Origin of the sequence: Streptomyces abyssalis (assembly GCF_001751365.1) — a bacterium.
In the GTDB taxonomy this organism is placed as follows: domain Bacteria; phylum Actinomycetota; class Actinomycetes; order Streptomycetales; family Streptomycetaceae; genus Streptomyces; species Streptomyces abyssalis.
The window spans coordinates 1081033-1107121 of sequence record NZ_LJGT01000041.1 but is presented as its reverse complement, the minus strand read 5'-3'; the positions used below and the strand labels follow the sequence as shown (position 1 = coordinate 1107121).

At 71.5% G+C, this 26089-nt stretch carries 17 protein-coding genes; 6 read left to right on the top strand and 11 right to left on the bottom strand.

All coding sequences use genetic code 11. From position 1 onward, the window contains the following. Window positions 1-265: 265 nt before the first annotated feature. The 4 genes from AN215_RS25635 to AN215_RS25620 all read right to left on the bottom strand — a co-directional run bounded on the left by AN215_RS25635 (window position 266) and on the right by AN215_RS25620 (window position 6742). Entirely contained in the window at window positions 266-2569 is a 2304-nt protein-coding gene (locus tag AN215_RS25635) for a putative bifunctional diguanylate cyclase/phosphodiesterase (protein ID WP_171904277.1), read from the bottom strand. Window positions 2570-2810: 241 nt separating this feature from the next. Then, window positions 2811-5006 carry an NAD-dependent DNA ligase LigA gene (gene ligA, locus AN215_RS25630; protein WP_070010793.1) on the bottom strand — a complete coding sequence of 732 codons (2196 nt, stop codon included), beginning with the start codon at window positions 5004-5006 and terminating at the stop codon, window positions 2811-2813. Between the two features lie 15 nt (window positions 5007-5021). Continuing rightward, window positions 5022-6056 carry a methionine synthase gene (locus AN215_RS25625; protein ID WP_070010794.1) on the bottom strand — a complete coding sequence of 345 codons (1035 nt, stop codon included), beginning with the start codon at window positions 6054-6056 and terminating at the stop codon, window positions 5022-5024. Continuing rightward, window positions 6053-6742 carry an SDR family oxidoreductase gene (locus AN215_RS25620; protein ID WP_070010795.1) on the bottom strand — a complete coding sequence of 230 codons (690 nt, stop codon included), beginning with the start codon at window positions 6740-6742 and terminating at the stop codon, window positions 6053-6055. The genes AN215_RS25625 and AN215_RS25620 overlap by 4 nt, the downstream gene beginning before the upstream one ends. A 158-nt stretch (window positions 6743-6900) precedes the next feature. Here AN215_RS25620 and AN215_RS25615 point away from each other — a divergent pair, with 158 nt between their 5' ends. Further along, window positions 6901-8022 carry an ATP-binding cassette domain-containing protein gene (locus AN215_RS25615; protein WP_079123409.1) on the top strand — a complete coding sequence of 374 codons (1122 nt, stop codon included), beginning with the start codon at window positions 6901-6903 and terminating at the stop codon, window positions 8020-8022. After that, window positions 8019-8879: an ABC transporter permease gene (locus tag AN215_RS25610; RefSeq protein ID WP_070010796.1), complete on the top strand. Its 861-nt coding sequence runs from the start codon at window positions 8019-8021 to the stop codon at window positions 8877-8879. The genes AN215_RS25615 and AN215_RS25610 overlap by 4 nt, the downstream gene beginning before the upstream one ends. Window positions 8880-8905: 26 nt before the next feature. On the opposite strand, the gene AN215_RS25605 is transcribed toward AN215_RS25610, so the two are convergent. After that, window positions 8906-9430 carry an LOG family protein gene (locus AN215_RS25605; RefSeq protein WP_070011336.1) on the bottom strand — a complete coding sequence of 175 codons (525 nt, stop codon included), beginning with the start codon at window positions 9428-9430 and terminating at the stop codon, window positions 8906-8908. A gap of 22 nt (window positions 9431-9452) precedes the next feature. Between AN215_RS25605 and AN215_RS25600 the strand changes: the two genes are divergently transcribed. Continuing rightward, window positions 9453-11576, top strand: a complete 2124-nt coding sequence (locus AN215_RS25600; protein ID WP_245694715.1) for an NAD-binding protein — start codon at window positions 9453-9455, stop codon at window positions 11574-11576. A 99-nt stretch (window positions 11577-11675) separates the two neighbouring features. Here AN215_RS25600 and AN215_RS25595 read toward each other — a convergent pair whose 3' ends face one another. Further along, window positions 11676-13406 carry a glycine/sarcosine N-methyltransferase gene (locus AN215_RS25595; RefSeq protein WP_488803509.1) on the bottom strand — a complete coding sequence of 577 codons (1731 nt, stop codon included), beginning with the start codon at window positions 13404-13406 and terminating at the stop codon, window positions 11676-11678. 230 nt (window positions 13407-13636) lie between these two features. Here AN215_RS25595 and AN215_RS25590 point away from each other — a divergent pair, with 230 nt between their 5' ends. After that, window positions 13637-14650 (top strand): rod shape-determining protein, encoded by a 1014-nt coding sequence (locus AN215_RS25590; RefSeq protein ID WP_070010799.1) that lies wholly within the window; start codon window positions 13637-13639, stop codon window positions 14648-14650. Between the two features lie 314 nt (window positions 14651-14964). Here the strand turns inward: AN215_RS25590 and mnmA are convergent, their stop codons facing one another. Continuing rightward, window positions 14965-16080 carry a tRNA 2-thiouridine(34) synthase MnmA gene (gene mnmA / locus AN215_RS25585; RefSeq protein ID WP_420856170.1) on the bottom strand — a complete coding sequence of 372 codons (1116 nt, stop codon included), beginning with the start codon at window positions 16078-16080 and terminating at the stop codon, window positions 14965-14967. Window positions 16081-16366: 286 nt separating this feature from the next. On the opposite strand from mnmA, the gene AN215_RS25580 reads away from it, so the two are divergent. Both AN215_RS25580 and AN215_RS25575 read left to right on the top strand, forming a co-directional pair. Continuing rightward, window positions 16367-17047: an N-acetylmuramoyl-L-alanine amidase gene (locus AN215_RS25580; protein WP_070010800.1), complete on the top strand. Its 681-nt coding sequence runs from the start codon at window positions 16367-16369 to the stop codon at window positions 17045-17047. Between the two features lie 143 nt (window positions 17048-17190). Next, window positions 17191-18030, top strand: coding sequence for an alpha/beta fold hydrolase (locus AN215_RS25575; protein WP_070010801.1), 840 nt, complete (start codon window positions 17191-17193; stop codon window positions 18028-18030). 295 nt (window positions 18031-18325) lie between these two features. Here AN215_RS25575 and AN215_RS25570 read toward each other — a convergent pair whose 3' ends face one another. From AN215_RS25570 to AN215_RS25555, 4 genes are all read right to left on the bottom strand, one after another. Continuing rightward, window positions 18326-21211 carry a penicillin acylase family protein gene (locus AN215_RS25570; protein ID WP_079123517.1) on the bottom strand — a complete coding sequence of 962 codons (2886 nt, stop codon included), beginning with the start codon at window positions 21209-21211 and terminating at the stop codon, window positions 18326-18328. Between the two features lie 307 nt (window positions 21212-21518). After that, on the bottom strand, window positions 21519-22724 hold the full coding sequence (locus AN215_RS25565) for a beta propeller repeat protein (protein WP_070010802.1): 1206 nt from the start codon (window positions 22722-22724) through the stop codon (window positions 21519-21521). A 158-nt stretch (window positions 22725-22882) separates the two neighbouring features. Beyond that, complete coding sequence (locus AN215_RS25560) at window positions 22883-24370, bottom strand: pyridoxal phosphate-dependent decarboxylase family protein (protein WP_245694712.1); 1488 nt, start codon at window positions 24368-24370, stop codon at window positions 22883-22885. Further along, on the bottom strand, window positions 24360-25880 hold the full coding sequence (locus AN215_RS25555) for an MFS transporter (RefSeq protein WP_079123408.1): 1521 nt from the start codon (window positions 25878-25880) through the stop codon (window positions 24360-24362). Before AN215_RS25555 ends, AN215_RS25560 begins: the two co-directional genes overlap by 11 nt. Window positions 25881-26089 lie beyond the last annotated feature (209 nt).

Below are 26089 nucleotides of genomic sequence, written 5' to 3'. Positions count from 1 at the left end.
CGGCCCGTTCTGCGCCGCGTCGTCCGGCGGGAGGAGGTCCGGGACGAGGCGGCAACGCCGGTCGCCGCATGGACGGCACACCTGTCAGGGGTTCTCAGCCGCAGACCCGGCACGGCTGTCCCGCCGAAGGCGGGCAGGCGTCCGGCCTCCGGACAGGCCGCCCGGATCGGCATCACGGCATCCGGACGCGGTTCCGCGGGACGGCGGAACCGCGCCCCGCTGCCGGAAGGGCACGCCCCCGGAGCGGCCACGGGCCGGGAGGCCGCTACTGGACCGGCTGCCACCCCGTGGGGCGATTCGCGTCGTGGGACTGGGTCGGCTTCGAGGGCGGCCCCGAGGAGCGGGAGGTGCCGCCCCCGGAGCCCGGGTGCTGGCGGGTCGAGCCCGCGGCCGAGGCCGACGGGCCGCACTCCAGCTGCGGCCGCGGGCGGGCGCGTTCCAGGGAGCCGCGTTCGAGGGAGTGCGGCACACCGTCCCGCGCCCGCAGCCATGCCGTCGTCTCGTCGGGCGGCATCGCGGCCGCGACCAGCCAGCCCTGTACCGCGTCGCAGCCCAGGTCCCGCAGCCGCTCCCAGGTCTCGTCGTCCTCCACGCCTTCGGCCACGACCAGCAGGCCCAGCGAATGCGCCAGATCGACGGTGCAGCGCACGATCTCCGCGTCCTCCGCGTCGACCGCGAGCCTGGCGACGAAGGACCGGTCGATCTTCAGCTCGCTCACCGGCAGCCGGCGCAGATGTACGAGCGAGGAGTAGCCGGTGCCGAAGTCGTCCAGGGACATCTTCACGCCGTGCCCGGCGAGGGCGGCCAGCGTGTCGGCGGCGCGGTGCGGGTCCTCCAGCAGGACGTGCTCGGTGATCTCCAACTGGAGCGCGCCGGCCGGGACTCCGTGCCGCGCGAGGCGTCCGGCGACCGCGCCCGCGAAGCCGGGCGCGTGGACGTCGCGGGGCGAGACGTTGACGGCGACGGGCACCATGAGCCCGTCGGAGCGCCAGCGGGAGACCTGCGCGAGGGCAGTCTCCAGCACGTACTCCGTGAGCCGCGGCATCAGCCCCGACGTCTCGGCTATCGCAATGAACTCGTCCGGAGGGACGCGCCCGCGCTCGGGATGGACCCACCGCACCAGCGCCTCCAGGCCGGAGACGACGCCGTCGAAGCCGACCTTGGGCTGGTAGTGCAGCTCGACCTCGCCCGCGTCGAGCGCGCGGCGCAGGTCCGCCAGCAGGCCGAGCCTGTCGGGGGTGTTGCCGTCACGCGTCGCCTCGTACACCTCGACGCCCGTGCGGTCGCGCTTCGCCTCGTACATCGCCACGTCCGCGCGGCGCAGCAGCCCTTCCGCCTCGCGTGCGTGCTCGGGGAAGACGGCGACGCCCGCGCTGGCCTCCAGGACGAGCGTCAGCCCGTCCAGGTCCAGCGGTGAGCCCAGCGCGGAGACCAGGGTGCGGGCGGCGCGCATCGCGCTGGTGGTGGAGTCGGCGAGAGGGATCAGCACGGCGAACTCGTCACCGCCGAGCCGGGCCGCCTCCGCGCCGCGCGGCAGCTCCGCACGCAGCCGTTCGGCGATCTTCAACAGCAGCCTGTCGCCCGCGAGATGCCCGAGGGTGTCGTTGACGGAGCGGAAGCGGTCGAGGTCGATGAGGACCAGCGCGGAGCGGGCCTCGGTGCGGTCCGCCTCGTCCAGCGCCGACCAGGTGCGCTCCAGCAGCCACTGCCGGTTGGGCAGGCCCGTCAGCGGGTCGCGCAGCGCCTCCTCGGCGCGGATGCGGGCGATCCACAGCGTCGAGTCGAGAGCGATGAGCGGCACCGCGAACAGCGGCAGCAGTACCGGGCGGTACGCGGCGACCACCGCTATCAGCGGCGATATGCCCAGCAGCGCGACGGCGACGAGCCCCTGCCGCATCAGTGCCCTGCGCAGCGCGGTGGGCAGCCCCGTCTTGCGTGGGGCGTGCGAGAACCACAGCAGGACGCGTGTGACCACGAGGTAGGCGAAGGCCGCCATGACGATCTCGGGGAGCGAGAAGTAGCCCCAGTCGGCGGGCTTCCAGGGGTCCGCGACGGACGGGCGCACGCCCACGGCGGCCAGTGACAGCGCCGCCGCCCCGATGCCGAGGATGTCGACGGCGCCCTGCACCACCGCCTGCCTCCAGCGGTGCCGGCGCACCGCGCCCACCAGCACCACCACGGCGAGGCTGACCACCACGGCGGGCGCCCAGCCGTAGAGCAGCAGGATGGCCAGTGTCAGTGCGGCGCCCGAGCCGGTGCCGCTCCACCAGCGGTCACGTCCGAGTGCGATGAGGTGACCGACGATCAGGCCCGTGAGCACCGCCAGCGACCAGCCCGTGACCGCGTCCGGGAACAGGGCTCTGCCGTCCGTCACGACCCGGAAGATGCCCGAACCGAGAGCGACGCCCGCTCCGACGACGACGAGCGACGGCAGTCCGGGCACCCGCAGCGCTGCCAGGCGCTGCACCCACGGCACGTCCTCCGCTCCGCCCGTGGACCCCGTACTGCCGCTCGTGCCGTCGGGCAGGCTGGAGTACGGGGGGCCGTGGCCCCCAGGAATTTCCTGCATGCCCGTCCCTCCGCCGGCCGTCCGTGCCTGCTTCCCCAAATCAGGCACACACATCAACAGTAGGCCGCACACCGCCTCCAGGGCAGCGATCGGCCGGGGTTGGCTGTGCGCGACCCGGCTGATCCAGCCCCATTCGCGCACAACAGCCGATAACAGTGCGGCTTCTGTGTGCATACCCGGGCGTAAACGCATGGGACACCTGTGACGGGCACACAACAGCGGGAAAACTGGGAAGACTTGACTAGCCCTCAGTGCCCTGTTCGGGGTGCTTTTCGGCCACTTCGCGCGCGGCGTCCGGACCTTGCTCCAGAAGAACGGCGAGGCCGTCATCGTCCAAAATAGGCACCTTCAACTGGACGGCCTTGTCGTATTTGGACCCGGGGCTTTCTCCTACCACCACGAACCCGGTCTTCTTCGAAACGGATCCGGTCACTTTCGCGCCCCGTTCCTGGAGGGCCTCTTTGGCGCTGTCCCTTGTGAGCGTCGCGAGCGTCCCGGTGACCACGACGGTGATCCCCTCCAGCGGTCTCGGGCCCGATTCGGCGGAGCCCTCCGCCTCCATCCGGACGCCCGCTGCACGCCACCGGTCGACGATCTCGCGGTGCCAGTCCTCGGCGAACCATGCCTTCAGCGAGGCCGCGATGGTCGGCCCGACGCCCTCGGTCGCCGCCAGCTCCTCCTCGCCCGCCTCGGCGATCCGGTCCAGGGAGCGGAACTCGCGGGCCAGCGCCTCGGCGGCGACCGGCCCCACGTGACGGATCGACAGCCCGGTGATGATCCGGGCGAGCGGACGCTCCTTGGCGGCCTGGATGTTCTCCAGCATCGCCAGCGTGTTCTTGCGCGGCTCGCCCTTCTGGTTGGCGAAGAGGGTGACGACCTTCTCCTCGCCCGTCTCGGGATCGCGCTTGGCCAGGCCGCTGTCGGTGTCCAGGACGAAGGACTTGATGGGCAGCAGATCCTCGACCTTCAGGTCGAAGAGGCCGCCCTCGTCCTTCAGCGGCGGCTCGGCCGGCTCCAGCGGCTGGGTCAGCGCCGTGGCCACCACATAGCCGAAGTGCTCGACATCCAGGCACTTGCGGCCCGCCAGATAGAACAGCCGCTCCCTCAACTGGGCAGGGCAGGAACGGGCGTTGGGACACCGCAGGTCGATGTCGCCCTCCTTCATGGGGCGCAGCGCCGTACCGCAGTCGGGGCAGTGCGCGGGCATCTCGAACTCCCGCTCGCTGCCGTCCCGGAGATCGGCGACCGGCCCCAGGATCTCCGGGATGACGTCGCCCGCCTTGCGCAGCACGACCGTGTCGCCGATGAGGACGCCCTTGGACCGGACGACCTCCTGGTTGTGCAGCGTGGCGAACTCGACCTCGGAGCCGGCGACCGTCACCGGCTCCACCACCGCGTACGGCGTGACACGGCCCGTGCGGCCGACGCCGACGCGGATGTCGACCAGCTTCGTGTTCACCTCCTCCGGGGCGTACTTCCACGCGATCGCCCAGCGCGGCGCACGCGAGGTGGAGCCCAGGCGCCCCTGGAGCCGCACCTCGTCGAGCTTCACGACCACGCCGTCGATCTCGTGCGCCACCGAGTGGCGGTGCTCGCCGTAGTAGGCGATGAACTCGCGGACGCCCGCGAGCCCGTCCACCACCTTCGGGTACTGGGAGGTGGGCAGGCCCCACTCGCGCAGCAGGCCGTAGGCATGGCTGAGGCTCGGGACGTCGAAGCCCTCCCGGGCACCGATGCCGTGCACCACCATGCGCAGCGGACGCGTGGCCGTCACCTTCGGGTCCTTCTGGCGCAGCGAACCCGCGGCCGCGTTCCGCGGGTTGGCGAACGGCTTGTCGCCCCCCTCGACCAGGCGGGCGTTTAGCTCCTCGAAGCGCTCCATGGGGAAGAAGACCTCACCCCGGACCTCGACCAGCTCCGGGACGCGGCTGCCGCTCAGCCTCTCGGGGATGTCGGCGATCGTGCGGATGTTGGGCGTGATGTCCTCGCCCGTGCGCCCGTCGCCGCGGGTGGCCGCGCGGGTGAGCCTGCCGTGCTCGTACGTCAGGTTGACCGCAAGGCCGTCGATCTTCAGCTCGCACAGGAAGTGGTACTCAACGCCTTCCAGTTCACGCGCGATGCGCTCCGCCCACTCCTCCAGCTCCCCGTCGTCGAAGGCGTTGTCCAGCGACAGCATCCGCTCGCGGTGGGCGACCTCGGTGAACTCCGTCTCGTACTGCCCGGCGACCTTCTGCGTCGGGGAGTCGGGCGTGACCAGCTCCGGATGCTCCGCCTCCAGGCCCTCCAGCTCACGCAGCAGCCGGTCGAACTCGGCGTCGCTGACGACCGGTGCGTCCCGCACGTAGTAGCGGAAGCGGTGCTCCTCGATCTGCTCGGCCAGGCGCTGATGCTGCTCGCGCGCATCGGCGGGCGCCGGCGTTCGCTCGTTGCGGGCCACCGTCTCGTCCTCCCGTCACTCAGGGTCGTCGGCGAGGGATCTCGCCGCCCGGACGCAGTGGGCGAGCGCTTCACGCGCATACGCGGGCGAGGCGCCCGCCATACCGCATGCCGGGGTGACCACGACCGACTCCGCGAGGAGAGCCGGGGACAGCCCGAGCCTGCGCCACAGCGACCTGACACCACTGACGCTACCGGCAGGGTCCGACAATCCGCCCTCGGGCGGCCCGGCACCCGGCACGACACCGGCGAAGAGCACCGTGCCGGCCTCGACGGCCTCACCGATCGCATCGTCCTCACTCTCGGTGAGCAGACCCGTGTCGAAGGAGACCCCGGTGACGCCCGCGCGGCGCAGCAGTCCGAAGGGAGGCCGCGGCGCGCACGAGTGCACGACGACGGGCACTCCCTCCGCCTCGCAGGCGGCGGTGACCTCCCGCAGCGCGCCCTCGGCGACCGCGCGGTCGACGGCGCCGTGGCTGCGGTAGCCGCTGGCCGTCGGCACCCGGCCGAGCAGCACGGCCGTCAACAGCGGCTCGTCGAGCTGCAGTACAGGACGCGCGCCGGGCACCCTGCGCCGTACGTCCGCGAGATGGGCCCGCAGTCCCTCGGTGAGGGACGCCGTCACGTCGCGGCACGCGCCCGCGTCGCCGAGCACGGCCTCACCGCCTCGCCGCTCCAGGGTCGCGGCCAGCGTCCAGGGCCCGACCGCGGAGACCTTCAGCGCGCGCGGGCCGCCCGTGTCCCCCTGCGCGAACTCCTCCAGCGCGTCCAGGTCTTCGCCCATCCAGGACCGCGCACGCCTGGTGTCGCGGCCCGGCCGGTCGCTGATCCGCCAGCCGCTGGGCTCCAGATGCGCGTACAGCTCGGCCAGCAGGCCCACGGTGCGTCCCGTCATGTCCGCGCCGGGGCCGCGCGCGGGGAGCTCCGCGAGAAAGGGGAAGGCCTCCAGGGTGCCCGTGACCGTGCGGGCCGCCTCACGTGCGTCCTCACCGGGCATCGAGCCGATGCCGGTGGCGGCGGCCGCGCCCCACACCGTCTTCTCGGTGCTCATGGGCCCGGCTTCACGGTCAGGTCGGTGACCTCCGCGTCGCGCGGCATGTCCAGCGCCGTCAGCAGCGTCGTCGCGACGGCCTCGGGGCTGATCCACCGGGCGGGGTCGTACTCCTTGCCCTCCTGGCGGTGCACCTTCTCCTGCATGGGCGTGGCGGTGCGCCCGGGATAGACGGAGGTGACGCGCAGGCTGTTGCCGCTCTCCTCGGCGCGCAGGGCGTCCGCGAAGGCCTTCAGCCCGTGCTTGCTCGCGGCGTACGCGGACCACTGCGGGTTGGCCCGCAGCCCCGCACCGGAGTTGACGAAGAGGACGTGTCCGCGGGCGAGCCGCAGCTGGGGCAGCAGCAGACGCGTCAGCTCGACGGGCGCGACGAGGTTGGCGGCCAGGGTGTGGTTCCAGACCTTGGCGCTCAGTTCGCCGACTTCGCCCAGCTCGACGACGCCCGCGATGTGCTGCAGCGACTCGAGCCGGTCCGGCAGGTCCTGCTGGCTGAGGGCCCACGAGAGCCGCTCCGGTTCACCGAGGTCGCCGACGACGCTGCGGGCGCCTTCGAAGCGCTCCCTCAGCTCCGCGGCGCGGCCGGCGTCGCGCGCCAGCAGCCACAGTTCGTCGCCACGGTCGAGAAGCCGCCGCGTCACGGCGGCGCCGATGCCCGAGCCGGCACCGGTGATCAGATGCGTTGCCATGTGACCATCGTCCCCCAGCCGGCCCCCGCCCCGTGCACCGGCCGCCTGCGACGGGCACCGATGAGTTTGCTCCACCGGCCCGGTCTGATCGCTGTGAGCCGGACGGCACCCCGCGCACGGAGCGGCGTCCGGGAGCGACGCGGAACGGGAGGCCAGCGATGCCGGCAGACAGGACGGGCACCCCGGGTACCGGCCCCCAGGGCACCGGTACCCCGGCGGTCGAGACGTCGGGCCTGGTGAAGGCCTTCGGCGACAACCGGGCCGTGGACGGCATCGACCTGCGCGTCCCGGCCGGTTCGGTCTACGGGGTGCTCGGCCCGAACGGCGCGGGCAAGACGACCGCCGTGAAGGTGCTGGCGACGCTGCTGCGCCCGGACGGCGGGCAGGCCCAGGTCTTCGGGCACGACGTGGTCGGCGAGGCGGAGGCCGTACGGGCCCGGGTCAGCCTCACCGGGCAGTACGCGTCCGTCGACGAGGACCTGACCGGCACGGAGAACCTCGTGCTGCTGGCCCGCCTGCTCGGCCACTCCAAGCCCGCCGCGCGCAAGCGGGCGGATCAGCTGCTGGAGGCCTTCGGGCTCGCCGACGCGGCGCGGCGTCAGGTCAAGCAGTACTCGGGCGGCATGCGCCGGCGCATCGACATCGCCGCGAGCATCCTCAACACCCCCGATCTGCTCTTCCTGGACGAGCCGACGACCGGGCTGGACCCGAGGAGCCGCAACCAGGTCTGGGACATCGTCCGCGCCGTCGTCGCGCAGGGGACGACGGTGCTGCTGACCACGCAGTACCTGGACGAGGCGGACCAGCTCGCGGGCCGTATCGCCGTGATCGACCACGGCAGGGTCATCGCCGAGGGCACACCGGGCCAGTTGAAGTCGTCCGTCGGCGCGGGCTCGGTGCATCTGCGGCTGCGGGACGCCGGGCAGCGGGAGGAGGCGCGGAAGGTCCTCTCGCAGTCCCTGGCGGCCCAAGTGCAGCCGGGCAGCGACCCGGTGGCGCTCACCGCACGCGTACCGGGCGACGGCACGGAGAGCGGAGCGGCCGAGCAGGCCGCACGCGCACTGGCCGAACTCACGCGTTCCGGGGTCGCCGTGGACCACTTCTCGCTGGGCCAGCCCAGCCTGGACGAGGTCTTCCTGGCCCTGACCGACCACCCCGCGCACGACCCCGAACAGGACGCCGGACACGACTCCACACACGAAGCCGCGCGGGACGGGAACAGGGACGCCGCACACGACGGGAACAGAGCAGCAGCCCCGGCCGAGGAGAGAACACGATGAACACCGCGCCCGCCCAGCCCCGTACACCCGCCCGCGGCACTCCCCCGGCGGCGACGTCCGCCACGCTGCCCGCCGCGCTGCTCTCCGGTGAACGGCCGCCCCGTCCGAGTCCGCTGTCCGTCTGCATGACCTTCGGCTGGCGGGCGATGCTGAAGATCAAGCACGTGCCCGAGCAGCTCTTCGACGTCACCGCTTTCCCGATCATGATGACGCTGATGTTCACGTACCTCTTCGGCGGCGCGCTGGCGGGCTCCACGAGTGAGTACCTGCAGTTCCTGCTGCCGGGGATCATGGTGATGAGCGTGGTGATGACCACCATGTACACCGGCGTCTCGGTCAACACCGACATCGAGAAAGGGGTGTTCGACCGTTTCCGTACGCTGCCGATCTGGCGGCCCGCACCGATGGTCGGCTATCTCCTCGGTGACGCCTTCCGCTACACCATGGCCTCACTGGTGATCCTGGCCGTGGGACTGGTGCTGGGCTTCCGCCCGGCCGGCGGGGTGATGGGCGTGCTGGCGGGGATCGCCCTGCTGGTGGCCTTCTCCTTCGCCTTCTCCTGGCTGTGGACGATGTTCGGGCTGCTGCTGCGCACGGAGAGATCCGTGATGAACATCAGCATGATGGTGCTCTTCCCGCTCACCTTCCTCAGCAACATCCTCGTGGAGCCGAGCACGATGCCCGGGTGGCTGCAGGCGTTCGTCGACGTCAACCCCGTCACCCATCTCGTCGCGGCCGTACGGGGGCTGATGGACGGCGAGTGGCCCGGGTCCGAGATCAGCTGGACGCTCATGGCCTCCGCGGTGCTGATCGCCGTCTTCGGAACGCTCACGATGCGGCTGTACAACAGGAAGTAGGCAACTCAGCCGCTTCGCGGGGGAGTTCACGCCTCCAGCAGCCGAAGCGCGTCCGGGCCGTCGTCCGCGAAGGCGACCAGCTCCGACAGCGGCAGCGGCAGGAAGCCCTCGGCCTGCATGCGTGCGAGCTGCTGCCGCAGCCCGTCGTAGTAGCCGGCCGTGTTGAGCAGCACGACGGGCTTGGCGTGCAGCCCGTGCTTCTTCAGTTCGAGGATCTCCGTGGCCTCGTCCAGGGTCCCGGTGCCGCCCACCATGATGACGAACGCGTCGGCGCGCTCCAGCAGTTGTGCCTTGCGCTCGGCCAGCGTCGCGGTGACGACCATCTCGTCGGCGTTCTCCCGCGCCACGTTCTGCAGGAAGTCCACGGAGATCCCCACCAGCCTCCCGCCAGCGCCCTGGACCCCGTCGGCGACGACCTTCATCAGGCCGACGTCCGATCCGCCCCACACCAGAGAATGTCCGCGGCTGCCGATAAGCTCGGCGAACTCGCGCGCCGACTCCGTGTACACGTCGGCGAGTTCGGCAGCCGAGCAGAAGACGCAGATGTTCAGGGGGGAACTGTCCTTGGAGACCATGGACAGCAGCCTAGGGCGCGGCCTGCGCGGGCACATGGTGGTCTGCGGCGACAACGCGCTCGCGCAGCGGGTCACAAGAGAGCTGGCCACGGTCTACGGGCAGCACGTGACGGTCGTACTGCCCTCGCTGCGCGGCGGCAGCCACGGCCCGCAGATCGCCGGACTCACCTGCAGGCGGGGGCTGTCGGTGGAGGCGGTCGAGGCGCGCGTCCCCGACGACGACGCGCTCGTACGCGCCGGCATCGAGCGTGCCAGCGCCCTGGCGCTCACCTCCGGCGACGACCAGCTGAACATCTACATCGCGCTGCGGGCCCGTCGGCTCAACCCCCGGGTACGCCTGGTCATCCGGATGTTCAACCGCAACCTGGGGCAGTATCTAGCCGACCTCCTGGACCGGGCAGCGCGGCTGGGCGGCACGCGGCCGCGTGGCGGCGGCGCGACGGCGGCCGAGGCGGCGGACACCACCACGACGGTGCTCTCGGACTCCGACACCGCCGCTCCGTCGATCGTCGCCGCCGCCGTCGTCGGCAGCGACAAGGTGATGTATGCGGACGGGCTGCTGCTGCGCGCGAAAGAGCGCACGCTGCGGAACGTCGACCGCCGCAACCCCCTGTGCACGCTCGCGTTGATGCCCGCGACCGAGGACACGGAGAACGGCGAGGGCGACTCCGACGACAGCGAGGACGACAGCGGCGACGGGAGCGGCGGACCGGACGGCCGGACGGACAGCGGGCCGGATGACGGCAGCAGCGACGGCGCCCGCGGCGCAGCCCCCGGCGGCCCGGCAGCCGGCGCCCCCGCCGCAGCCGGCAGTCGCGGCGGCCAGGCCGGGCCGGCCGATCAGGGCGGCCGTAGCGAAGCGGGCGGCCGCCACGGGCGCGGCCCCGTGCTGCTGCCGGGCGAAGAGGACCTCAGCGGCCTGCCGCCGCAGCGCGAGGCCGTCGTCCTGGAGGCCATCACCCGCAGAACCGACCGCCCGACCGCCGGACGCGCCCGGCGGCTTCCGCGGATGCTCGCCTTCAAGGAGCTCTTCTCGCGTCGCCTGCGGTATTCCCTGGTCGCCATGACCGTGGTCGTGCTCGCCCTCGCCACCGTGAACTGGGTCATCAGCCGCGACTCCCCCCTGCACGCCGGCTATGTGACGCTCCTCGACCTCTTCGCCATCAACGAACCCAACCTGGGGGAGCCCGCGGACGAGCAGGTGCTCCAACTCCTCGCCGGGCTGGCCGGGATGATGCTGCTGCCGCTGCTCCTGGCGGTCGTCCTGGAGAGCTACGGCTCCTTCCGCAAGGCGGCGGCACTGCCCACACCGCCACGCGGGATGTCCGGGCACGTCGTGCTGGTGGGCCTGGGGAAGGTCGGCAAGCACGTACTGGAGCGGCTGCTGGAACTGAACATCCCCGTCGTGTGCATCGAGCAGAACGACGAGGCGCGCGGCATCGCCCTCGCCCGCAGGCGCCGGGTGCCCACGCTGATCGCCGACGTCACCGACGACGGCGTCCTGGAGCAGGCGAAGATCAAACGCAGCCGCGCGCTGATCGCCCTCACCAGCACTGACGGCATCAATCTGGAGGCGTCGCTCAACGCCCGTCAGATCAAGCCCGAACTGCGTGTGGTGATGCGGCTGTTCGACGACGCGTTCGCCGCCACGGTCTACCGCACCCTGCGCGACACCTATCCCGCCGCTCAGACGCGCAGCCGCAGCGTCTCGGCTCTCGCGGCTCCGGCGTTCGCCGGGGCGATGATGGGCCGGCAGGTGCTGGGCGCGATCTCGGTGGGCCGCAGAGTGCTGGTCTTCGCCGCCGTCGACGTACGGGACAATCCGCTGCTGGAGGGCCGCACCGTGGAGCAGGCGTTCCAGCCGGAGGCCTGGCGGGTGGTCGCCCTCGACACCGCGTCGGAGGACGAGCGGCAGCAGGACCTGTCATCCGTGACGTCCACGGGCGCCGGCGAACTGGAGTGGCGCCTGCACCCGGGGTACGTGCTGCAGGCGGGCGACCGCGTCGTGGTCGCCTCGACCCGCAGGGGCCTGAGCAGGCTGCTGGCCCCCGCGCCCGCGACGGAGCGGCCACGTGTCCCGGGCACCGGCGAGCACCCGCTGCCGGACCCGCGCACGCCCTGACCGGCGCCCGGCTGGATCACCCCCGAAGGGTCCCCCGCGCGGCCACGAGGCCGTCCGGCCCCGCCCACACGGGACGGGGCCGGACGGCAAAATCGTTTCTCAAAGCCTGAAGTGGAAGATTCCCCAGGTGAGTTGACGTTCGTTGCCGCCGTTGACCCAGTGTCCGAGTCCCTTCTTCATGTTGGTGAGGTATTCCGAACTCACCTTGCCGGCGAGCCCGTCCTTCCCCTCGGCCTCCTGCCGCTCGGTCTCCTTGAGCACGCGCCCGTAATGGTTGACGAGCTGCTCGCGGTGCTCCTCGAAGCCGCCGCTGCTGGCCGCGCTGAACCCGAGCCGCGCCAGCTCCCGCCGGTAGAAGGCGGGCGAGCCCATCGTGTCGAGGTGGATGCGCTCCAGGATCGGCTTCAGTACGGCCGTGGAGGTGCCGTCGGCGGCCATCGGGTCGGTGAAGATGAGCTGTCCGCCCGGCTTGAGCACCCGCGTGATCTCTTCCAGTACGCGCGTGCGGTTGCCGCTGTGCAGGAAGGCGTCCTGCGACCAGACCACGTCGACGCTGTCCTCGGAGCAGGGAATGCTCTCGAACGAGCCGTCCAGCACCTCGATCTTGCCGGTGAGCCCGCGCTGGGCGTTCAGCTCGCGGTTCCGCTCGTTCTCGACCTCGCTGAGGTTGAGCGCGATGACGTTGCAGCCGTACGTCTCGGCCACGTACCGGGCGGAGCCGCCGTAGCCGGCGCCGAGGTCGAGCACGACCGACGACTCGTCCAGGTCGAGCTTCTCCGCCATCCGCTGCACCGTGCGGCGGCTCGCGTCCGCGATGGGCTCCTCGGAGCTCTCGTAGAGACCGATGTGGATGTCCTCGCCGCCCCAGACGGAGGCGTAGAACTCGTCGGCGTCCGCCGAGTTGTAGTACGTACGGGCCGTGCTGACGGCGGCGGAGTATGCACCCTCTCCTTCCTCGTCCATGCGGTACTCCTTCTCCGCGACATGCACAAAGAAGTCCGGCTGTTCATCACGGTAGGTGTGCTGGAAGTCGCCGTACGTTTCTATGTGCTGGAAGCCCACCTCGGACATGAGCCGGCGGGTGTAGTCCTTCCGCAGCGGGAACATGTTGAGGTGGTACACGGAGTTGTCGGAGAAGTTGTACCGCATGCGGCACAATCCCTCGTCCAGATACTCCGGTTCGACCGCGACGTCCTCGCCGCAGTAGTAGTACGTGTGCTTGCTGGAGAATCCGCGGTCCAGCATCGCGTCGTAGTTGCGCTGGTCCAGGATGAGTACCCCGTCGTGCTTCAGCATCGCGTAGAACTCGGCGAGCGCCTTGCGGCGGTCCCGCTCCGAGAACAGGTGCGTGAAGGAGTTGCCGAGGCAGACGATGGCGTCGTACTCCCCGTGCACGTCCCTGTTGAGCCAGCGCCAGTCCGCCTGGACGACGCGGAGTATGTGACTTCCGTTCTCCATTCCGTTCTTGAATGCCTTCGACAGCATGTCCGCACTGCCGTCGGCGCTGACGGCGTCGAATCCGGCTTCGAGCAGTCGCACCGAGTGGAACCCGGTCCCCGTAGCGACGTCGAGCACGCTCTTCACGCCCCGCTTGCGCAGCAGGTCGATGAAGAAATTGCCCTCACTGTGTGAGCGCTTTTCCCAGTCAATGAGAGAGTCCCACTTGTCGACGAAGCTGGGGACATATTCTTCCGTGTAGTGACCGGTTTCCCGGACGTCGACGGGGTTCTCTCCGAATTCCTGCGTCGGTCGCGCGGTAATGGGGTACCTCCGATTGCTGAGAGGGTGGCCTACGGCGCGGCCAACCCGGGACGCCAAGGCTTCAGTCACGGGCACCGCGCGCTCGGACTCCAGCGCATAGCTATCCACCCAGGCCCGGGTCTATGCCACCGAACCGAACAGTCGGCTCCTTGTTCGACCGTGAACCGCGCTCCGACCAGCGGCTTTGCGATCTGAGGTTTCCGGAGGCCGAGTTGCCCCGAAACCAGGACAGTTGGGTATGCTGCAAGGCCAGCGAGACATTTCGGCACACCCTGCACCGAACACGGCGAGACGACCACATGGCAAAGAGCACCTCGTTCAGCACGCGTGACATCGGCATAGACCTCGGCACTGCCAACACGCTGGTGTATGCGCGCGGACGCGGCATCATCCTCAACGAACCGTCCGTCGTGGCGGTCGAGTCGCGCACCGGGAAAGTCCTCGCCGTTGGCACCGAAGCGAAACAGGCAGTGGGCCGTACTCCGGGTTCCATCACGGCCACGCGGCCCCTCAAGGGCGGCGTCATCACCGATTTCGAGGCCACCGAGGGAATGCTGCGGCATTTCATCCGCGCGGCGAGAGTCGGCCGCGGGCGGGGCCCCAGGGTCGTCGTATGCGTGCCGAGCGGGGTGACGGGCGTCGAACGCCGCGCTGTGCTGCAGACCGCCGCGAGGGCCGGAGCACGTTCGGTGCATCTGATCGAGGAGCCCATGGCGGCCGCGATCGGGGCGGGGCTGCCCGTGCACGAGGCGCGCGGTTCGATGGTCGTCGACATCGGCGGCGGCAGCACGGAGGTCGCGATCATCTCCCTCGGTGGCACCGTCGTCACGCACTCCGCGCGCGTCGCAGGCGACGCCCTTGACGCGGCGATCGCGTCGTACATCGAGCACAACTTCGCCATGGCGGTGGGCGAACGCACCGCGGAGGACGTCAAGATGTCGCTGGGCAGCGGCGTTCCGACCCCGGTGCGGGGCCGGGACAAGGAGACCGGCATGCCCAAGACGGTGGAGTTGAGCGAGGAAGCGATCCACGAGGCGACGGAGAAGCCCGTGGCGGCGATCGTGCACGCCGTGCGCACCGCGTTCGACGCCTGCCCCCCGGAGCTCTACGGCGACATCATGGAGCGCGGCATCGTGCTGACCGGCGGCGGAGCGCTGCTGCACGGCCTGGACGACCGGCTCGCGAAGGAGACGGGCATGCCCGTGCTGGTCGCCGAGGAGCCGCTGAGCTGCGTGGCGGTGGGCACGGGCCGCTGTCTCGAGGAGTTCGACAAGCTGGAGAAGGTCTTCAGCGGCACGGTGCACGGGGCGTAGGCCCGCTGCCGCGGCCGGCGGCGCCGACGGCGTCCGCCGGGCCCTGCCGTCGCGCTCACCGCCGCTGCCGGGTGGCGCGACTCCGGACGCCCGGAGGCGGCCCGTACGCACACCTACGGGCACACACCCGAGGGCGATGCGTCCCGCTCGACGCCAAGTCGGTGGTACCGGGCGCGCGTTCGCGCGCCGGGATGCGGCCCTCTCCAGGGCGGGCCGAACTCCGGCCGGCCCGGCCTGGTCCGTCCGCGCAGGCGCCCGAGGCTGCGCGCACGCGACGCGCAGCCCGGGCCGCAGGGGGCCCGACGCCCTCCGCGTCAGGCGGGACCGACCCCGGCGGGCCGCGCCCGCTCGGTCGTGGCGATCGTCGCGGAGCCGATCACCCGCGTGCCGTCATAGAGCACGATCGCCTGGCCCGGGGCCACACCGCGCACGGGTTCGGTGAACCGGACCCTCAACTCGGCACCGTCCGCCGCCGGTTCGGCGCTGACCTCCGTCTCGCCTCCGTGCGCGCGGAGTTGGGCGGTGTACGTGCCGGGCCCCGCCGGTGCCGCGCCGCACCAGCGCGGCTTGACCGCGGTCAGCCCGGCCACGTCGAGCGAGTCGGCCGGGCCGACGGTGACGGTGTTGTCCACGGGCGAGATGTCCAGCACGTACCGCGGCTTGCCGTCCGGTGCCGGGTGACCGATCCGCAGGCCCTTGCGCTGGCCGATGGTGAAGCCGTGAGCACCCTCGTGGGTGCCGAGCTTCCGGCCGTCTTCGTCGACGATGTCGCCCTCGGACGTGCCGAGGCGGCCGGCGAGGAAACCCTGTGTGTCGCCGTCGGCGATGAAGCAGATGTCGTGGCTGTCCGGCTTCTTGGCGACGGCCAGACCGCGCCGCTCCGCCTCCTCCCGGATCTCGTCCTTGCTGGTGAGCGTGTCGCCGAGGGGGAACATGGCGTGCGCGAGCTGGCGGGCGTCGAGCACCCCCAGCACATAGCTCTGGTCCTTGGCGGCGTCGCTCGCGCGGTGCAGCTCGCGGGTGCCGTCCTCACGGTTGACGACCGTGGCGTAGTGGCCCGTGCACACCGCGTCGAAGCCGAGCGCGAGGGCCTTGTCCAGCAGCGCGGCGAACTTGATCTTCTCGTTGCAGCGCAGGCAGGGATTGGGGGTACGGCCCGCCTCGTACTCGGCGACGAAGTCCTCGACCACGTCCTCGCGGAAGCGCTCCGCCAGATCCCAGACGTAGAAGGGGATGCCGATGACGTCGGCGGCACGGCGCGCGTCACGCGAGTCCTCGATCGTGCAGCAGCCGCGGGCGCCCGTACGGAACGACTGCGGGTTCGCGGAGAGGGCCAGGTGGACCCCGGTGACGTCGTGACCCGCCTCCGCGGCGCGTGCGGCGGCGACCGCGGAGTCCACGCCGCCCGACATCGCGGCCAGGACGCGCAGCCTGGGCGCGTCCCCGCCGGCGGGCCGGGCGGGGGCACCCACGGCCGAAGTCCCCCTGGGCCGGGAGGCCCGGGTGGGGGTCCCCCCAGCGGAGCGAGGGGGCGTGCCCCCGGGGAGGGTGCCGGAGGCGGCGGACCGGGGGCTGCTGGAAGCGTCACTCATAACCCGTCCAGAGTAGACGGAACGGGCCGTCCCTCCGTAAGCGAGGACGGGCCTGCGCCGCGCGGCACGGCCCGTCGCGCCGCAGGACGGAACCACCGGGACCGGTGTGGGCGTTGAGACCGGTATGACATCGGTCTCTCGGCGTGCCCTGCTCATCACCGGCGGCAGCGGTGTGGCGCTCGCGACAACAGCTGCTCTGACCTGGGACCGGACCTCGCGTCTGTGGTGGCGGGTGCCGGGAGTGGACAAGCAGCGCAAGGAGGGTGAGGTCGATCAGCCGGGCGTGCGCTGGATCGCGGCCTCGGAGGCGAATCTGCGGTTCGCGGACCGGCCCGCCGACTACGTCATCGACCGGGTCGTGATCCATGTGACCCAGAGCGACTTCCGTACGGCCGTGAAGGTCTTCCGCGATCCGCTGCACGCGGCGGCGGCGCACTACCTCGTGCGTGCGAGCGACGGGCGGATCGTGCAGATGGTCCGCGACCTCGACGTCGCTTATCACGCGGGCAACCGCAGCTACAACGAGCGCAGCATAGGCATCGAGCACGAGGGCTTCGTGGACCGGCCGCAGAACTTCACGGAGGCCATGTACCGCTCCTCGGCGCGCCTCACGGCCCGGATATGCAAGCAGTACGGCATCCCCGTCGACCGCGAGCACATCGTCGGCCACAACGAGGTGCCCGGCGCCGACCACACCGACCCGGGCCGGCATTGGGACTGGAAGCGGTACCTGCGCTACGTACGGGAGGCGCGGGGCGGCTCCGCCGGTGCGGCCGGGGATCCGGGCAGTCCCGGGAAGGCGTGACGGTGGCTGTGCGGCTGTGCGGCTGTGCGTCGCTCAGGGCGCGTGCCCCGGCAGGCCGCGAGGCTCGATCCGGCCCTCGGAGACGCCGACCGGGCCCACGCTGCCGGGACCGGTAATCGATCGCAGCGGCAAGGGAGTTCGCCATGGAGAGGTGGCAACTGACCGAGACCTACGCCAGCCGCTCGGGAATGGTCCGCTGGGACCGGTTCGGTGATCCGGACGGTGAACCTCTGGTTCTTCTGCACGGGACGCCGTTCTCATCCTTCATCTGGCGGGACCTCTCCCGCGCACTGGCCCGTGGCCACCGGATCCATGTATGGGACATGCCGGGCTACGGAGCCTCGGAGAAGACCGGCGACCAGGACATCTCCCTGGAGGCACTGACCGGGGTCTTCGCAGAGTTGCTCGACCATTGGGGCGTGACAGAACCGCTGGTGGTGGCGCACGACAGTGGCGGTGCGGTCGCCCTGGGAGCCCACCTCATGCGGGGTGTGCCTTATCGGCGGCTGGCTCTGGTCGACGCTGTCGCCCTGTCTCCCTGGGGAAGCGCCTTCTCCGGACTGGTCGGCCGCCATGCGGAGGTGTTCGGCCGGCTCCCGCACTCCGCACACCGCGCCTTGATCCGCGATTATGTCGGTTCGGCGAGCAGTCCGGGCCTCCGTCCCGGCACTCTCGACGCGCTGGTCGAGCCGTGGCTCACCCCCGAGGGGCAGGCCGCCTTCTACCGGCAGCTCACGTGCCGCCTCGACGACAAGCGGTACACCGACGCGATGGAGGGCAGGTACGGCACCGTCGACCTGCCCGTTCTGGTGTGCTGGGGCGAGGACGACGCCTGGGTCCCTGTGGAACGGGGACGGGAGCTGGCGTCCCGCATTCCTGCGGCGCGGTTGTCCGTCATTCCCGGAGCAGGGCACCTCCTGCCCGAGGACAAGCCCGCCGAACTCGCCACGGAGCTCTTCGCGTTCCTGCACGAACCGGGCTGAGGAGACTCGTGCGGCGGTGCCGGTTCCGACCGGGGCGAGGGCGAACTGGCCGCCGCGGGCGGGCAGTCCGCACGCCGGCGTCGCACGCGCCATCGCCTGCCGGCGTCGCACGCGCCGTCGCGCGGAGCCATCGCGGCTGGTCGCTCGGGCGTGTCCGCAATGCAGCGTCGCCCTTCCCCTGGGCCGAAGACCCAGGGGAAGGGGGCGGCCTCGGTGGGTCCCCCGGCGCAGCCAGGGGGCGTGCCCACGAGACCCTCACCCGGACGGAGTCCGGAAGGGAGCCGGCGGAGCCGCACTAGCGGCGCGCCGGGAACTCCACGACCTGCTGGTAGGTGGGCCGGTTCTGCCACGCGATACGCGGGACGGTGATCCCGCCCATGGCCCGGTGCACGATCGAGTCGGCGCACACCTGGTCCCCGGGCTCGCACTCGTCGTCCCCGGGGTAGGTCTCCTCGGCCGGCGTCGCCACGGCCCCGGCAAGCGTCGTCAGCAGCATCTTCCGGCACTTCGCGAGCGAACCGCTGCCGCAGTACGGCCTGTCGAGCGGTGAGGCGACGTCCTCGCCCTGCACGTTCCGCAGGTCCTTCTCGACGAACGACCACCAGCCGTGCTGCAGCGCCGAGCCCTTGTGCGGCTGGCTCGCCCCCACTCCGCCGCCCGAACCGCCGCCGCCGTTCTGGCCGCCGGACGGCGACTCGTTGACGGGCGCGAGCGCGGTGAGCGACTTGTACAGCTCCTCACCGAGCTCCGGCTTGAACTGGCCCTCGACGAGCAGCGGCCACCAGGCGTCCAGCACCCTTGCGGCTTCGGCGTGTTCGTACTTCCCGTCGTCCTTCGCGGCCTCGCGCCGCTGGGAGCCCGACTTCACCCAGGCGCGCAACTCCTCGACCTTCGCGGCGAGTGAGGGGTCGGTCACCTCTGATGTGCCTATGACGTCGAGGAGTTCGGGCAGCACCTTCTCCGCCCGCAGATCGGCGGCTGCGGCCTCCTCCATGGCCTGGACGAGCTTCGCACGCGTCACGGAGCCCTTCTTCACCAGCGCGGCGACCCGGGTGTCCAGCAGATCGCCTCTGTGGACCGAGCCGTTGCCCCAGCCGGCGGAGAAGCGCTCGGCCTGCTTGTTGTTCCAGTTGACGAAGTAGCCCTGGCCGACGGACTGCGGATGCTCCGCGGGAGGCGTGACGGCGGAGGTGTTGGCCTCCGGGTCCCAGTCCTTCCACTCGTACGCCTTGCCCGCCCGTATCGGCTGGTCGGGGTCGGTGTTCCTCGCACGTACCGGGTTGTCGCCGGAGTTGTAGTACGCGGTCTGTTCGGCGTCCGCGTAGAACCAGTTGAAGGTGTAGCCGATGTCCTGCGCGGCCCGCTGGAAGCTGCGCGCGGAGGTGATCGCCGAGGGGTCGTTGAACTTCTGGAAGCCGATCACCGAATCGGCGTCGTGGTGATAGGTCGAGCGCAGCGCGGTGAAGGCGACGGGCTTTCCGTCCACCTTTCCGGTGTGGCTGACCAGACCGTACGCCGAGCGCAGGCTCACCACGTCGTACGAGCCCGCCTTGGTGCCGTCCGCGAGGGTCGGCTCCCACTCGTTGTGCTTGGCGAGCCTCTCGAAGGGCGTGCACTTCCCGCGCAGCATGTAGCTCTTGGAGCCGGTCGTGGGCTCGGCGCCCGACTCCTCGCAGAGTTCGACGGCGAAGGTGTCCGTGATGTCCTGGCTCGCGGAGGTGGCGCTCCAGGAGTAGTCCAGGCCCCGGCCGAGCTCCACGTAGAAGCTGAGCCCCGGGAACGAGGCGCCGCGTGAGCGCAGCCCGGGCCCGTCCAGCTCCTGCACCATCATGATCTGCGGCGAGTAGTAGCCGGTCTGCGGCCCGTACACGGCGACCGGGTTGCCGGACGCGGTGTGCTTCCCGGAGACCATCAGGGCGTTGGACATGCCCTTCCCGGCGGTGATGAGGTCCCCGGGCAGAACTCCCTTGCCCGCGCCCTTCGTCTTGCCGCTCGTCTTGCCGCCCGTCTTCCCGTCCGCGCCCTTCGTCTCCTGGCCCGTGCCCTCCTCGTTCTGCGAGTGGTCGAAGGCCGTGACCGATCCGCTCTCGGGCGTGGCCACACCTCGCGGGTTCTTGGGCGACTCCGCGTACGGAAAGTCCTTGCCGTGCACGGTCGTTGTGGCCTCGGTGTCGTTCTGGGCGCGCCACGCCGTGTACGCCTTCTCCCCCTTCGCCTTTCCGTACTGCTTCTCGAAGGCCAGCTCGGCCAGGGCGTTGCCCACTTCGCCGCCGCCTCCGTTGCCGAAGATCGCACCGATCACGGAGGCGATGGCGACGACGTCCGTGACGGTGAAGTCCTCGATCTCCGAACCGTTGCCGGTGAGGAAGTACTCGCCGGGCTTGTCGAGCAGGCCCGTGGCCTCGGCGGCGTAGGCGTTGAGGCCTTCCACGTAGTCCTGGATGTCCTCGTAGGCCTGGGCACCCCGCTCGCCGGAGCCGCGTATCCGCTCGACCTGCCGCTTCAGGTCGTCCTCGGTGTACGGGGCGACGGCCCAGAGGCTCTGCTCCAGCTGGCGGTTGCCCTCCGCGCCGCCCGCGAAGGACGACAACTCGCCGCGCCCGACGTGCCGGAGGACGTCGATGAGCCACAACCGGTCCTGCCCTGCGGCGTATCCGGCGCCGAACTCGGTCCCGGAACGGGTCGTGCCCTTGATGTGCGGCGTGCCCGTGGCCTTGTCACGGGTGATGGTGACGTCGGAGCGGGGCGAGACGACGCTCTCCACCTCGTCCTCGGGCACGCCGAAGGAGGCGTCGTTGAAGTAGTCGGAGAGCTTGTCGTCGCTCAGGCCCGAGTACTCGTGCAACAGCTTGTCGTACGGGCCGAGTTGGTCGGCGGAGTGCTTCGGGCGGATGCCGACGGCCTTGTGCAGCAGTATCTCCGCGAGGGACGCGTGGCCGTTCTGCCCCGCCGGGAGAATGTCGCGGCACTGTCCTCGGCACGGGTCGGCGTCCGGGTCGGGCGCCGCCTCGGCTGCCCTTGCCGCCGCGGGCGCCTGGGGCTCGGAGGCGAGTGCCGGTGTGCCGGCGACGAGCGGAGCGAGGAGCGCGGCCGCGGCGACGGCGGCCAGTGCGGCGCGCGCCTTCCCGATGCGCCGGAGAGTGGTCCGGCGTCGCGCCCCTGGCGGCTTCGCCGCGGGCAGTTTCGCCGTCGGACGTTTCGCTGTTCGCGGTTCTTTCGCTGAGCTCGTAGTCGGGACGCGCCATCTGCCGGACGTAGCACGGGAGTCGGACACCGGATCTCCTGAGGTGGGGTGAGATGCGCCAGCGTGCGACGAACGTTAATGCGCGTTACTACCCCTGGGTAGGGGTCCGGTCGCCAGTAGTGACGCCGGGCACAAATCCAGTCGGTCCGCGCGGTACGGCAGCAGGGGCGGCGGCCCCGAATTCACCGCGTTCCGCCGCCCCCTGCCCGTGGCCCGCCGGTCCCGGCTAGACCGAACAGCACACCTAGCCCGCGTCGTAGCTCAGTACGGCGCCACGGCGGAAGTTGGCATCGCCGTACGCACCGAGTTCGATCACCCCGGCGCTCCACACCTCCCGCGTGCCCGGCACGTGGACGGTCTCCTCGGGCCAGAACCGCTGTTTCTTGTCGACCTCTTCGACCTTCCCCGACCTGCCGGGCACCGGCTTGTGCCTGGCGATCCCGTGGACATCGCCGTCCGCGTTCATGTGCCAGTAGCGGTCCAGCACCAGCCCGCCGGCGCCGTCCGACGCGGTCTCCGTCGACGCCTTCTCGGCGGCCTTCGCCGGCCCCTTCTTCCACTCGCTGCCGTTCCAGCGCAGCAGGATGTTCTCCTCCTCCGGTTCGGGACCGCCCTCACCGTGGTTGAAGGTGTGGTTGCCGACGGCCCAGACCTCGTCCTCCGAGACGGCGACGACCGATTCGAGCCCGGCCGACTCCTCCGGCGGTGCCGGGTCGGGGAAGTGGTATTCGGGCGTCTTCGTCGTCTTCCACTCCTTGCCGTCCCAGTGCATCGCCGCGGGCTGGCTCATCGGCCCGCCGCCGTCCCCGGAGGTGTCACGGAAGCCGACGGCCCAGACGTCGCCGGGCCCGGTGCCCGCCACCGCCCGCGCGTTCGCGGGCAGCTCCGTCTCCGTCCACTTCTTCCCGTCCCAGCGGTGCGCCGTGTTGTCGAGACCGAGCGCCCAGACGTCGTCCGGGCCGAGCACGGCGACGCTCCGGCCGCCCGAGGTGCCCTCGGACGCCGGGGCTTCAACCGAGGCCCACTTCTTCCCGTCCCAGCGGAAGGCGAGCGGCTTCCCCTCACCGCCCTTCTGCCGGCCGAAGAGCCAGACGTTGTCCGGGCCGGACGCCTCGACCTGGTCCAGGGAGGCCTGCGCGGCGCCCTCCGGCAGCGGGCTCTGCTTCCACTTCTCCCCGTCGCGGTGCAGCAGCACCTGCTCCGGGTCCCCGCTGCCGTCGTCCTTCTGCGACGTGCCGACGGCCCAGCCCTCGTCGGCCGACACGGCGGCGACGTCGGTCAACTGGGCGCTGAGCGACTTGCTGTAGTACGAGACCTTCATGGACTCGGCGGCTGATGCCGACGGCTTCTGCCGCGGCGCGGGCTCGCCGCCGAAGGCGGTCTGGTACCCGACTCCCAGGAGTGCGGCCACCGCGAGCGTGGCCGCACCCTTCACATGCACCGGCTTCATGCTTCCCCTCTGGACTTCCGTGTTCGACACGCCCCCGTGTGGTCAACTGACCGGACGAGTCAGGGGCTTCGCCGGTTGCAGCAGGCGACGGACGGCGTCGGACGCGGCGTCCGGACACGGGCATCGGACATCGGGCGACGCGGCGTTCGCCCACGGCGTCAGATCCGGAAGACCGATCCGACGTACTCCGTCAGCAGCCGCTCCTTGAGCGGCCCGGGAAGGGCGTCCAGCATGACGAGCACGCGTGCCATCCGCCCCTCCTCACCGCCGGTTCCGGCGTGGGCCAGCACGGCGGCTGCCTCGTCGGGCCCCAGGGTCTCCGGGTCGAGACCGGCGGCGAGCCGGACGAGTCCGGGATCGGCCCGTACGGGAGTGAGCGCGCGGGCGGCGGTCAGCGCCTCGCCCAAGTCCGCGAGCAGCGCGTCGACATGGGCGACGGTGGCCGGGGTGAGAGTCAGATGCAGGTTGGGCGGCATCCCTTCGAAACCGAGCTGCGGCTGCAGATACCAGCCGCGGATCCGCATCTCGTCGGCGAGGTGCAGCACAAGGCTCAAGTCGCCCTCGGAGACGGCGGTTCCGGTGTGCGGGCCGCCTTCTGCGTCCACGGTGAAGGCGACCAGCCCGCTCTCGGGACGCCCCAGTACCCGTACGCCCCCCAGCGTTCCGAGTCCGGCCAGCAGCCGGTCCGAGGCGGCGGCCACCTGCCGCGCGAGTTCCGTGTACCCGTCCTCGCCGACGTGCCGCAGCACCGCCCATGCCTGGGCGAGCAGCCCCGCCGGTTTGGTGCCCTGCACGGTCGGGTTGACGACGGGATAGCCGGGCCATGCGGCGTGCGCGAAGTACTGGTGCCGGCGCAGCTCGCCGTCGCGGTAGAGCACCACGGACGCGCCCTTGTCCGCGTATCCGTACTTGTGCAGGTCGACCGAGACCGAGGTGACGCCGGGCAACGTCATCTCGAACGGCGGTACTTCGCGCCCCGCGCGGCGCAGATAGGGCAGCAGCCACCCTCCGATGCAGGCGTCGACGTGGCACAGCACGTCCCGTCCGGCCGCCGCGGCGGCGATCTGCTCGACGGGGTCGACGACGCCGTGCGCGTAGGACGGCGCCGAGGCGACCACCAGCACCGTGCCCTCGTCGGTCGCCGCCTCCATGGCGGCGGCGTCGGCCCGGTACGTGCCGGGATCGACGGGCACGACCACCGGCTCCACCCCGAGATACGCCGCCGCCTTGTGGAACGCGGCGTGCGCGGTGGAGGGCAGCACCATGCGCGGCTCACGCACGCCACGTACCGCCCGCGCGTGGTCGCGCGCCGTCTTGACCGCGAGCAGGATGCTCTCGGTGCCTCCGCTGGTGAAGGTGCCCTGCGTGCCGGGCGCTCCGAGCAGGGCGGCGGCGCTGCGCACGATGTCGTTCTCCAGGCGGGCGACGCTCGGGAAGACCGTCATGTCGAGGCCGTTGACGGTCGCGTACGCCGAATAGGCCGCGGCCGCGAGCTCGTCGAGCCCTTCCAGGCCGGCGTCGTAGACGTACGCGAAGGTGCGTCCGCCGCGCGTGGGCGCGTCGGCTTCACGCAACGCGCGCAGTTCGGCGAGGACTTCCCCGGCCGGCCGGCCCTCGGGGAGACGGGAAGCTGTTTCAGCGGTCACGGCGGATCTCGTCCTCCAGGGTGTCGGGGTCATGGTCCGGGCGGGGGTCGGGGGCGTGCGGCTGCCCCTCGGGAACCAGCGCCTGAGCCTCCTGCGCCAGGAGCGCGTGCCGCACAGGCGGCGCGTCCTGATCGCTCCGGTCGTCCGACTCCCCCGGTACGCGGTATCTGCGCAGCATCCAAAGGCTCACGAGCGCGAGGGCCGCGGGCAGCAGACTCATGCCCACGGTGATTCCGGTCAGCGCCGATCCCGGCTGGACCGCCGCGTGCGCCGCGTCGGAGGACCGGAAGCCGCTGACGGCCAGCACGGCGGCGAAGGCGCCCGCACCCAGTGCGAACGCCAGGGTCTCCGCGGCGGTCCACAGCCCGGTGAAGGTCGCGGCGCGCTGCTTCCCCGTACGGACGGCGTCCGCGGCGAGGTCGTCGGCGAGCATCCGCAGCGGCAGCAACTGCAGCCCTCCGTAGGCGACTCCGACGGCCGCGACCGCCGCGTACGCCGTCGCCGCACCGCCCCACGGCGTCAGGACGAGCGCCGTCACGGCCGCAAAGAAAAGCCAACTGGCGCAGAACTGCGCATACTTGACGCCCCGCGCACGCGCGAGCCTGTTCCACAGCGGCATCACGAGCGCCAACGGCCCGATGAGGCAGGCGAACAGGGGGGTCACGGCGCTCGCCGAGCCCAGCGCGTACGTCGCGAAGTACTGCACTCCGGCGAGCATCACGCCGACGGCCAGCGACTGTGCCGTCCACATCCCTGCGAGGTACAGGAAGGGTCCGTTGGTGCGGGCCACGGTGAGCTGCGCCCGCAGCGAAGGCTCAGCCGTGGTGGGCGCCACGGCCGCCGCCCTCCCGCCCGCCCCGGCCCCGGCCCTGCCTCTGGTGCCGTACCAGGCGGCGAACATTCCGCAGGCCAGCAGCACCGCCACGGCCAGTCCCATCAGGCGGTAGCTCGCCGGGGTGCCGCCGCCGGCGTGCGCGATGGCCGGTGCGGCGGCGCCCGACAGCAGGATCGCCGCTCCCAGGAATCCCACGCGCCAGGCGAGCACCCTGCCCCGCTCGCCGGGGTCGTCCGTCATCTCCGCCGGCAGGGTCACGTACGGGACCTGGAAGACGGCGTAGGCGGTCGCGGCCAGCAGGAACAGCACCGCCGCGTACGCCGCCGCGGCCATCCCCCGCAGCGGAGGCCCGGCGAAGACCAGCGCGAAGAGCGGCGGCAGCGTGCACGCCCCAGCCAGCATGAACGGCCTGCGGGGCCCGCCGCGCAGCCGGCTGCGGTCGGAGACGGCGCCGACAAGCGGGTTGATCAGTACGTCCCAGGCCTTGGGAAGGAAGAGCGCGAGGCCGGCCGCGGCAGGCGGCACGGCCATGACGTTCGTGAGGTAGTAGAGCAGCAGCAGACCGGGCACGGTCGCGAAGGTTCCGGTGCACAGCGAGCCCAGCCCGTATCCGATCCGTACGGAGGCGGGCAGCGGTGCGCCGCCGTCCGGTCCGCCCCCGACGCCACCGCCCACAGCGCTTCCCCTCCGGTCTCCGCCGAACCCCGCGGTGGGAACCGGGCGCCCGGTAGGGACGATGCCCGGTCCGGCGCCTCACGGCCCGCGTGCGGGCGCATCAGTCAACGGCACGGGCGCACCCGGCGTCCAGAAGGACGACGGAGCATGCGGAGGGCGAACGTTCGGCAAACCCGTCGGAGATCCAGCGGGCGAACCTGCCAGCGGAC

Excerpts from the sequence above, each read along its gene's own strand:
- AN215_RS25625 (WP_070010794.1), bottom strand. The coding sequence starts at position 6,056 with ATGAGCACCGAGAAGACGGTGTGGGGCGCGGCCGCCGCCACCGGCATC.
- AN215_RS25615 (WP_079123409.1), top strand. The coding sequence starts at position 6,901 with ATGCCGGCAGACAGGACGGGCACCCCGGGTACCGGCCCCCAGGGCACC.
- AN215_RS25590 (WP_070010799.1), top strand. The coding sequence starts at position 13,637 with ATGGCAAAGAGCACCTCGTTCAGCACGCGTGACATCGGCATAGACCTC.
- AN215_RS25600 (WP_245694715.1), top strand. The coding sequence starts at position 9,453 with ATGGACAGCAGCCTAGGGCGCGGCCTGCGCGGGCACATGGTGGTCTGC.
- AN215_RS25575 (WP_070010801.1), top strand. The coding sequence starts at position 17,191 with ATGGAGAGGTGGCAACTGACCGAGACCTACGCCAGCCGCTCGGGAATG.
- AN215_RS25580 (WP_070010800.1), top strand. The coding sequence starts at position 16,367 with ATGACATCGGTCTCTCGGCGTGCCCTGCTCATCACCGGCGGCAGCGGT.
- AN215_RS25620 (WP_070010795.1), bottom strand. The coding sequence starts at position 6,742 with ATGGCAACGCATCTGATCACCGGTGCCGGCTCGGGCATCGGCGCCGCC.
- AN215_RS25635 (WP_171904277.1), bottom strand. The coding sequence starts at position 2,569 with ATGCAGGAAATTCCTGGGGGCCACGGCCCCCCGTACTCCAGCCTGCCC.
- AN215_RS25610 (WP_070010796.1), top strand. The coding sequence starts at position 8,019 with ATGAACACCGCGCCCGCCCAGCCCCGTACACCCGCCCGCGGCACTCCC.
- AN215_RS25565 (WP_070010802.1), bottom strand. The coding sequence starts at position 22,724 with ATGAAGCCGGTGCATGTGAAGGGTGCGGCCACGCTCGCGGTGGCCGCA.